Here is a 9,478-nt window from a genome sequence, read left to right as displayed (position 1 = left end):
AACGAAACGGGGAGGCCAGCATGGCTGGCCTCCCCGGTGCCCTGTGGGGCGGTACTGCTACACGGTGGTGCTGGGTGAAACGGGGTGTTACTTGGGCGTGGCGTCGCTGGTCACGACGATGTCGCCGCTGATGATCTGTGCCTTGAGGTCGTCGATCTCGGTGACCAGGGCGGGGTCAACCTTGGACTCCCAGTCGTGCAGCGGGGCCAGGCCGACACCCTCGTTCTCGAGGGTTCCGATGTACGGGTCGGAGCTGAATTCGCCGTTTGCCGCGTCGGTGATGATCGCGTCGGTCGCATCCGTCATCGACTTCATGATGGAGGTGAGGTACAGCGCGGCGAACTCGGGCGTGGTCTCGAACAGGTCGCTGTCGACACCGACGATGGCGACGTCCTTGCCGGACTCGGCGATGGCCTGTGCGGTGCCCTGGAAGAGCGGGCCGGCGACCGGGAGGATGATGTCCGCACCGGCGTCGATCAGGCCCTGGCTGAGGGTCTTGCCGGCGCTGATGTCATCGAAGCCACCGGCGAACAGGCCCTCCTGGGATTCCTTCGACCAGCCGGTGAGCTTGACGTCGGTGCCCTTTTCGGTGTTGTAGTAGGCGATGCCGTCGGCGAAGCCGTCCATGAAGATGGTGACCGACGGGTACTGCATGCCACCGAAGGTGCCGACGGTGCCGGTCTTGGTGGTTCCTGCGGCCAGGTAGCCGGCCAGGAATGCGGCCTGCGCGGTGTCGTAGACGACCGGCTTCACGTTCTCGAGCGTCAGCGGGCTGAAGTCGTCGTTGGAGAGGGTGGAGTCGATGAGGGCGAACTGCACATCGCTGTTCTCCTGGGCCGCGTCGCGGGTGGCGTTGGCCAGGGCGAAACCGACGGTGAGGATGAAGTTGCAACCCTGGTCGACCATGCTGGTCACGTTGCCCGTGTACTGGTCCTCAGAGGTGGACTCGGCCTGCTTGAACTCGACGCCGAGCTCCTCGGAGGCCTGGGAGATGCCCTCGAAGCTGGACTGGTTGAAGGACTTGTCGTCGAAGCCACCGAAGTCGGAGACGATGCAGGGCAGGAAGTCCGATGTGGCAGCGTCGCCGCTGCCGTCCTCGGTGGGGGCCGGCGCACACGCCGCGAGCAGAGCGAGAACGCCGAGTGAGGCAAGGCCGCCGAGCGTTGCCTTGCGGGTCGTGATTGTCAAGATTGACCTCCAGATGAGGCCCGGCGTGAGATCGCACGGGCTGGTATATGGTCTACACGTTACCCAGAAGAGCCCTGCTCAGATGAGCAAACCGACACTGTAGCCAAATGGTTATCAAGCCGCGACATTCTCGAAATCGCGCCGACACAAATGGTCATCTACCGGGCCTATTCCTGAGAAACTCTCGCGGCGGAGGCCGCCCGCAGCTACAGGACGTCTGAGCTGCCCGAGAGCCGCAGCGCGTCGACGACGGCCTTGACCTTCTGGGCGTTGGCGCTTGTCGTCACCAGCAGGGCGTCGGGGGTGTCCACGACGACGATGTCGTCGACGCCGATCAGAGCGATCATGCGCTTGGTGTGGCTGACGACGATTCCGCTGGAGGAGTCGGCCAGCACCCGGGCGCCCTCACCGAGGATCGCCAGGTCGCGCTTGCGGCCGTTGGCGTGGATCTTGGCGATCGACGCGAAGTCTCCCACGTCGTCCCAGTCGAACTGGCCGGGGATCACGGCCAGCTTGCCCTTCGCGGCGGCGGGCTCGGCCACGGAGTAGTCGATGGCGATCTTCTTGAGCTTGGGCCAGACCTGGTCTACGACGGCGCCGCGGCGCGGGGTGTCCCACGCCTCGGCGAGTTCGAGCAGCCCGGCGAGCAGCTCGGGCTCGCTCGCGCCGATCTCCTCGAGCAGCCTGTCGGCGCGGGCGATGAACATGCCGGCGTTCCAGAGGTACTGTCCGCTGGAGAGGTAGCGCTTGGCGGTGGCCGGGCTGGGCTTCTCCACGAACGAATTGACCGACTGGGCGCTCGGGGCGCCGTCGATGGACAGGGCCGCGCCGGTCTTGATGTAACCGAAACCGATCGCCGGCTCGGTGGGCTGGATGCCGATGGTGACGATCAGGCCGGTGTCGGCGGCGACGATGGCCTCCACGACGGCCTGGCGGAACGCCGCGGGGCCCTTGATGACGTGGTCGGCTGCGAAGGAGCCGATGATCACGCCGGGTTCGCGGCGCTCGAGGATCGCGGCGGCCAGCCCGATCGCGGCCGAGGAGTCCCGCGGTTCGCTCTCCAGGACCACGTTCAGGTCCCCGAGCTCTGGCAGCTGCTCCTCGACGGCGGCCCGGTGCGCCCGCCCGGTGACGACCATGATGCGCTGGTCGCCGGACAGCGGTGCGAGCCGGTCCCAGGTGGCGCGCAGCAGCGTCTGCCCGCTGCCGGTGAGGTCGTGCAGGAACTTGGGCGCGTCGGCGCGGGACAGCGGCCAGAGCCTGGATCCGATCCCGCCGGCAGGGATCACACTGTAGAAGCGGGCGAGGGCATCGCTGGAGTGGGACATTGCGCCAGACTACCGGTCCGTCGGCCCCGTTCATCCAGGGTTCACCGCACAGACGTGCGGGCTGTCTACTGTGGCGGCATGAGGGTTGCCGTCGTCAGCGAAAGCTTCCTCCCCACCATCAGCGGGGTCACCACGAGCGTCTGCAAGGTGCTCGACGAGCTGCGCCGCCAGGGCCACGAGGCCCTGGTGATCGCCCCGTTCGGCGCCCCGCCGAGTTACGCCGGCTTTCCCGTGCACACCGTGCCCGCCCTCTCCTATCGGCAGTTTCCCGTCGGCCTGCCCAATCCGCGGGTGTTGGGGCTGCTGGCCGACTTCGCGCCGGACGTGCTGCACGCGGCCTCACCGTTCCTCCTCGGCGCGCAGGGCATCGCGGCCGCCCGGCGCCTGGGCGTGCCGAGCGTTGCCGTGTTCCAGACGGATGTGGCCGGTTACGCCAGCCGCAACCACCTCGGCCAGGCGACCGGGCTGGCCTGGCGGTTCGTGAAGTGGGTGCACGACGGCGCCGACCTGACATTGGTGCCGTCCACGGCGTCGATGAGCGACCTCCGCCGCATCGGCGTGCAGCGTCTGGACCGGTGGACCAGGGGCGTGGACCTGGAGAGCTACCACCCCAACACCCGGCACGGCCCGGAGGTGGCGGCGTTGCGCCGGCGACTGGCGCCCAACGGCGAGGTTGTGATCGGGTACGTCGGCCGGATCGCCCCGGAGAAGCAGGTGGAAAGGTTCCGGGCACTCAGCGGCCTACGCGGGATCAGCATCGCCCTGGTCGGCGACGGGCCGTCCACTCCCCTGGTGGCCAAGGCTCTGGCGGGAATGCCGGTGACCTGGCTGGGCCGGCTCGCCGGTGCCGAGCTCGCGGCGGCGTACGCCAGCTTCGACGTGTTCCTGCACGCCGGTACAGAGGAGACCTTCGGACAGACCCTGCAAGAGGCGCACGCCGCGGGACTGCCCGTGGTGGCGCCGCGCGCCGGTGGCCCGATCGATCTCATCGAGCACGGCACCGACGGGTTCCTGTTCACTCCGGACGATGACAGGGACCTGCGCCGACACGTGGCCGCGCTGGTCACCGATGCTCCGCTGCGGCACCGGATGGGCGAGGCGGGCCGGCGGGCCGTGCTCGGCCGCAGCTGGGAAACCGTCTGCGCCACGCTGTTCGGGTTCTACACGCAGGTCATCGATGAAAGCCTCGCCGTGCGTGCGGAAACCCTGGTTCCGGCCGCGCAACGCCGCTGACCGCACTAGCCTTGATGCGGGTACAAAGCCTCTGGTCACCGGCGGCCGCCCACCCGGTTAGGCACCCCTAACCAGACTTATCTCGCCGTCAAGATATAGACTGACGATACGTGTTTGTTCAACGATGACACCTCGTTCAGCAGGGGTCACGACTCAGCCAGGGAGGGTTGGTCATGCCACAGAATTCGGCAGAGGCCCTGACAGCTCAGCGGAAGACGACCTCGCGTCGTCCGGCCGGAACGCTTTACCGCGGCCGTGAGGGCATGTGGTCCTGGGTCCTGCACCGGATCACCGGGGTGGCGATCTTCTTCTTCCTCCTCGTGCACATCCTCGACACCGCCCTCGTGCGGGTCAGCCCCGAGGCGTACAACGCCGTGATCAGCCAGTACCAGACCCCCATCATGGGGCTGGGCGAAGCCGGCCTGGTCGCCGCGATCGTGTTCCACGCCTTCAACGGCCTGCGCATCATCGCCATCGACTTCTGGAACGCGAAGCACCAGCGGGTGCTCTTCTACGTCGTGATCGGGCTCTGGGTGATCACCATGATCGCCTTCCTGCCCCGCCACCTGATCAACGTGTTCAGCCACTAGGAGGCGACCGAAAATGACCTCGACAATCGTCGCCCCCCGCAGCCCATACTCCCGCAGCCCCCGCAAGAACGGCGTGAACTGGGAGAAGTGGGGCTGGATCTACATGCGCGTCTCCGGCGTCGTGCTGATCGTGCTGATCTTCGGCCACCTTTTCGTGAACCTGATGGTGGGCGAGGGCGTCAGCGCGCTGAACTTCGCCTTCGTCGCCGGCAAGCTGTCCAACCCGTTCTGGCAGTGGTGGGACGTGGCGATGCTCTGGCTCGCCCTGATCCACGGCGGCAACGGCATGCGCACCCTCGTGAACGACTACGCCACGACGCGCATCAGCCGCGGCATCCTCAAATCGTCGATCCTCGCCGCCGTGGTCATCCTGATCGTTCTCGGCACGCTCGTGGTGTTCACCTTCGACGCCTGCCCGGCCGGCCAGCCCGCCGACCTTCTGCCCACTTTCTGCCAGGCCGTTTAGGCCCTCGAGGAGCTGCAAAAACTTTCATGACGGATGCACCTGTGACCAACATGCCCGAGTCCACCATCGTCGACGGGGTGCACTACCACCAGTTCGACATCGTGATCATCGGGGCTGGCGGGGCGGGCATGCGAGCCGCCATCGAGGCCGGACCGAACGCATCCACCGCCGTGATCTCCAAGCTCTACCCCACCCGGTCGCACACCGGCGCGGCGCAGGGCGGCATGGCTGCCGCGCTGGCGAACGTGGAGGAAGACAACTGGGAGTGGCACACCTTCGACACCGTCAAGGGCGGCGACTACCTCGTCGACCAGGACGCCGCGGAGATCCTCGCCAGGGAAGCCATCGACGCCGTCATCGACCTCGAGAACATGGGCCTGCCGTTCAACCGCACCCCTGAGGGAAAGATCGACCAGCGCCGCTTCGGCGGTCACACCCGCGACCACGGTAAGAGCCCGGTGCGCCGCGCCTGCTACGCCGCCGACCGCACCGGCCACATGATCCTGCAGACCCTGTACCAGAACTGCGTCAAACGCGGCATCAACTTCTTCAACGAGTTCTACGTGCTCGACCTGATCATGACCAACGTCGACGGCGTCGACCAGCCGTCCGGCGTGGTCGCCTACGACCTGTCCACCGGTGAGCTGCACGTCTTCTCCGGCAAGGCGTTCATCTTCGCCACCGGCGGTTTCGGCAAGATCTACAAGACGACGTCCAACGCGCACACCCTCACCGGCGACGGTGTGGGCATCATCTGGCGCAAGGGCCTGCCGCTGGAGGACATGGAGTTCTTCCAGTTCCACCCGACCGGCCTGGCCGGCCTGGGCATCCTGCTCACCGAGGGTGCCCGCGGTGAGGGCGCGATCCTGCGGAACGCCTCCGGCGAGCGGTTCATGGAGCGCTACGCGCCCACCATCAAGGACCTCGCCCCGCGTGACATCGTGGCCCGCTGCATGGTCAAGGAGGTCGCGGAGGGCCGCGGCGCCGGCCCCAACAAGGACTACGTGTACCTGGACTGCACCCACCTGGGTGCCGAGGTGCTCGAGACCAAGCTGCCCGACATCACCGAGTTCGCCCGCACCTACCTCGGCGTGGACCCCGTCACCGAACCGGTGCCGGTGATGCCCACCGCGCACTACGCCATGGGCGGCATCCCCACCAACGTCAAGGCGGAGGTGCTGCGGGACAACACCACCGTGGTGCCCGGCCTCTACGCCGCCGGCGAATGCGCCTGCGTCTCGGTGCACGGCTCCAACCGGCTCGGCACCAACTCGCTGTTGGACATCAACGTGTTCGGCAAGCGCGCCGGCAACAACGCCGTCGAGTACGTCAAGACCGCCGAGTTCGTGCCGCTGCCCGAGGACCCAGCCAAGTTCGTGCGCGAACTCCTGACCACCATCCGCACCTCCACCGGCACCGAGCGCATCGCCGTGCTCCGTCGGGAGCTACAGGAGATCATGGACGAGAAGGCGCAGGTGTTCCGCACCGACGAGTCCCTCCGTGAGGTCACCGAGACCATCCACACCCTGCGCGAGCGCTACAAGAACATCGGCGTGCAGGACAAGGGCCGCCGGTTCAACACCGACCTGCTCGAGGCCGTGGAGCTGGGCTTCCTGCTCGACCTGGCCGAGGTCGTCGTGTACTCCGCCCGCAACCGCAAGGAGAGCCGCGGCGGCCACATGCGCGACGACTTCCCCCTGCGCGACGACGTCAATTACCTGCAGCACACCATGGCCTACCTGTCGGGTGACGCCCTGTCCGCGGATGCTGCCGACCATATTTCGCTCGACTGGAAGCCCGTGACCATTACGCGCTACCAGCCGATGGAGAGGAAGTACTAGTGAGCACCCCCACCCTAGAATCGCCCCCCGCGGTTCCCGACGAGATCGCCTCGTTCACGGTCACTCTGTCGGTGCGACGCTTCAACCCCGAAATCGACGAAGACCCGCACTGGGAGAACTACGACGTCGAGATGTACGCGACGGACCGCATCCTGGACGCCCTGCACAAGATCAAGTGGGAACAGGACGGTAGCTTGAGCTTCCGCAGGTCCTGCGCGCACGGCATCTGCGGGTCCGACGCGATGCGGATCAACGGGCGGAACCGTTTGGCCTGCAAGACCCTGATCAAGGACCTCGACATCACCAAGCCGGTGACGGTCGAGGCCATCAAGGGCCTGCCGCTGGAGAAGGACCTGATCGTGGACATGGAGCCGTTCTTCGCGTCCTTCCGCGAGGTGCAGCCGTTCCTGATGGCACAGAACACGCCCAAGGACGGCAAGGAGCGCATCCAGACCGTCGCTCAGCGCGAGCGCTTCGACGACACCACCAAGTGCATCCTCTGTGCCGCGTGCACGTCGAGCTGCCCGGTGTTCTGGACCGACGGACAGTACTTCGGGCCCGCCGCGATCGTGAACGCACACAGATTCATCTTCGACTCCCGCGACGAGAACGCCGCCGTGCGCCTGGACATCCTCAACGACAGGGAAGGCGTCTGGCGTTGCCGCACGACCTTCAACTGCACCGAGGCCTGCCCGCGCGGCATCCAGGTGACCCAGGCCATCGCCGAGGTCAAACAGGCCATCATGCGCGGCAAGCCGTAACTCTTACGGACTCCTAACGAACGGCGGCCTACGGGCCGCCGTCCGTCGTTAACCGCCCTGGGCGGCCGCGCGCGCTGGCTAGGCTGGAGCGATGAAGATCGGCGACATCGTCACGCGCATCATGAACACCCGCCCCGTGCGGGTGTTCACCCATTTCAACCAGAGCCGCGGGCCGGTGCTGGCCGCTGGCATGGCCTACCAGGCGATCTTCGCGATCTTCGCCGCGCTCTGGCTGGTCTTCTCCGTCGCCGGGATCTGGCTGGCCAGCAACCCCGACCTGATGGATCAGTTGTTCGTGATCATCAACCAGTCCGTTCCCGGCCTGATCGGCAAGGAAGGGGTGATTGACCCCAAGTCCCTCGGCGACACCGGCGCGCTCACCTGGAGCAGTGCCATCGCCCTCATCGGCCTGCTCGCGACGACCCTGGGCTGGTTGAGCACCACCTCCCAGGCCGTGCGCGGCATCTTCGGGATGGGCCAGGAGACCACCTTCTTCGTGCTGGTCAAGTTGCGCGAACTCGGCCTCGGACTGGCCTTCGGCCTCGCCCTCGTCGTGTCGGCCGTGATCTCTATCATCAGCACCGAACTGCTCCGCGGGTTCCTCGGCCTGCTCGGCCAGGGCACTGACTCGTTCTGGTTCGTCGCGTCGAGCCAGGCCGTGGCCCTGCTGATCGTGCTGATCATCGACACCATCACCCTCGCCGCCCTGTTCAGGGTGCTCTCCAGGGTGCGCATCCCGCTCCGGAACCTGCTCGTCGGCTCGCTGCTCGGCGCGGTGGTGCTGGGTGTGCTCAAGGTACTCGGCGCCGCCCTGCTCGGCGGCGCGGCCCGAAACCCGCTGCTGGCCGGCTTCGCGGTGATCATCGGTCTGCTGATCTGGTTCAACCTCACCTCCACGGTCACCCTGATCTCCGCGGCCTGGATCGCCGTCGGCATGCAGGACGCCGGCATCCCGCCCTCCACTCTGAGCGCCGACGAGGCCAAGAAGCTGACCGACCAGAAGGAAGCGGAGGCGCTGCGTCTTGCTGCCACCGTGGAGCTGCGGCAGGCCAGGCTGGCGCGGGAGAGCGCATCCTGGTTGCAGCGGCCCGGCAGCAACCGACGGCTGCGAAAGGCCAAGCAGCGGGCCGAGAAATACGGCGTCAGCGAGCCCGCGGAACGGTAACCGCCCCGGCCCGGGTCGGCGGCACTCGGTAGAATCGGCGCATGCCGTCTTCTCCCGCATCCGAGACCACCCGCCCCTTGCGCATCGCCAGCATCAACACCAACGGCATCCGTGCCGCGTTCCGCAAGGGCATGGGCGACTGGCTCGCCACCCGCGACGTCGACATCCTCGCTATCCAGGAGGTGCGCGCCTCGACCGAAGACATCGAGGGTCTGCTCGGCCCGGACTGGAACATCCTGCACGACCCCGCCACCGCCAAGGGCCGCGCCGGCGTGGCCATCGCCAGCCGAAAGACCGCCTCGATCCACCGGGTCGAACTGGGCCACCCCGACTTCGACAGCGCCGGCCGCTGGCTCGAGGCCGACTACGAGGTCAACGGCACCATCGTCACCGTGGTGAGCACCTACGTGCACTCCGGAGAGGTGGACACCCCCAAGCAGGTGGAAAAGTTCACCTTCCTCGACTCCATGCTCACCCGGCTGCCCGAACTGGCCGCGCACAGCGAGAGGGTCGTCGTGCTCGGCGACCTCAACGTGGGGCACCGCAAGTTCGACATCAAGAACTGGAAGGGCAACGTCAAGCGGGCCGGCTTCCTGCCCGAGGAGCGCGCCTACTTCGACCGTATTCTCGGCGCCGAGGACGAGGCCGACTACAACAACGGAGCGGGCCTGGGCTGGGTCGACGTGGGCCGCAAGGCAGCCGGCGAGATGGACGGGCCGTTCACCTGGTGGTCCTGGCGCGGCCAGGCGTTCGACAACGACACCGGCTGGCGCATCGACTACCAGCTCGCGACGCCCGCGCTGGCGGCATCCGTCGTCAACTACACCGTCGACCGGGCGGATGCCTACGACCAGCGCTGGTCCGACCACGCTCCCGTGGTCGTCGACTACGCCATCTGATCCTCTT

General features: G+C 67.1%; 9 protein-coding genes. 7 read left to right on the top strand and 2 right to left on the bottom strand.

The genetic code is table 11. The annotated features are described in order from the left end of the window. Window positions 1-87: 87 nt before the first annotated feature. Window positions 88-1,188, bottom strand: coding sequence for a BMP family protein (locus B7495_RS02875; protein ID WP_088455246.1), 1,101 nt, complete (start codon window positions 1,186-1,188; stop codon window positions 88-90). 206 nt (window positions 1,189-1,394) lie between these two features. Then, a complete protein-coding gene (locus tag B7495_RS02870; RefSeq protein ID WP_088455245.1) occupies window positions 1,395-2,516 on the bottom strand; it encodes a mannose-1-phosphate guanylyltransferase in 1,122 nt (373 codons plus the stop codon). A 78-nt stretch (window positions 2,517-2,594) separates the two neighbouring features. Here B7495_RS02870 and B7495_RS02865 point away from each other — a divergent pair, with 78 nt between their 5' ends. From B7495_RS02865 to B7495_RS02835, 7 genes are all read left to right on the top strand, one after another. Then, window positions 2,595-3,749 carry a glycosyltransferase family 1 protein gene (locus B7495_RS02865; RefSeq protein WP_088455244.1) on the top strand — a complete coding sequence of 385 codons (1,155 nt, stop codon included), beginning with the start codon at window positions 2,595-2,597 and terminating at the stop codon, window positions 3,747-3,749. Window positions 3,750-3,922: 173 nt separating this feature from the next. Then, window positions 3,923-4,339 (top strand): succinate dehydrogenase, cytochrome b556 subunit, encoded by a 417-nt coding sequence (sdhC, locus tag B7495_RS02860; protein ID WP_088455243.1) that lies wholly within the window; start codon window positions 3,923-3,925, stop codon window positions 4,337-4,339. Window positions 4,340-4,352: 13 nt separating this feature from the next. Continuing rightward, the gene (locus B7495_RS02855; RefSeq protein ID WP_088455242.1) at window positions 4,353-4,805 is read left to right on the top strand and encodes a succinate dehydrogenase hydrophobic membrane anchor subunit; all 453 of its coding nucleotides are present in this window, start codon (window positions 4,353-4,355) and stop codon (window positions 4,803-4,805) included. Between the two features lie 26 nt (window positions 4,806-4,831). Then, on the top strand, window positions 4,832-6,646 hold the full coding sequence (gene sdhA, locus B7495_RS02850; protein ID WP_240632369.1) for a succinate dehydrogenase flavoprotein subunit: 1,815 nt from the start codon (window positions 4,832-4,834) through the stop codon (window positions 6,644-6,646). After that, complete coding sequence (locus tag B7495_RS02845) at window positions 6,646-7,407, top strand: succinate dehydrogenase iron-sulfur subunit (RefSeq protein WP_088455241.1); 762 nt, start codon at window positions 6,646-6,648, stop codon at window positions 7,405-7,407. Before sdhA ends, B7495_RS02845 begins: the two co-directional genes overlap by 1 nt. A gap of 91 nt (window positions 7,408-7,498) precedes the next feature. Then, entirely contained in the window at window positions 7,499-8,572 is a 1,074-nt protein-coding gene (locus B7495_RS02840) for a YihY/virulence factor BrkB family protein (RefSeq protein WP_088455240.1), read from the top strand. Window positions 8,573-8,613: 41 nt separating this feature from the next. Then, window positions 8,614-9,471, top strand: coding sequence for an exodeoxyribonuclease III (locus tag B7495_RS02835; protein ID WP_088455239.1), 858 nt, complete (start codon window positions 8,614-8,616; stop codon window positions 9,469-9,471). The last annotated feature ends 7 nt before the right edge of the window (window positions 9,472-9,478 follow it).

Origin of the sequence: Cryobacterium sp. LW097 (assembly GCF_002205495.2) — a bacterium.
GTDB classification, from domain to species: domain Bacteria; phylum Actinomycetota; class Actinomycetes; order Actinomycetales; family Microbacteriaceae; genus Cryobacterium; species Cryobacterium zongtaii.
Note: the sequence above shows the minus strand (reverse complement) of the source record. Positions and strands in the feature narration are given on the sequence as shown.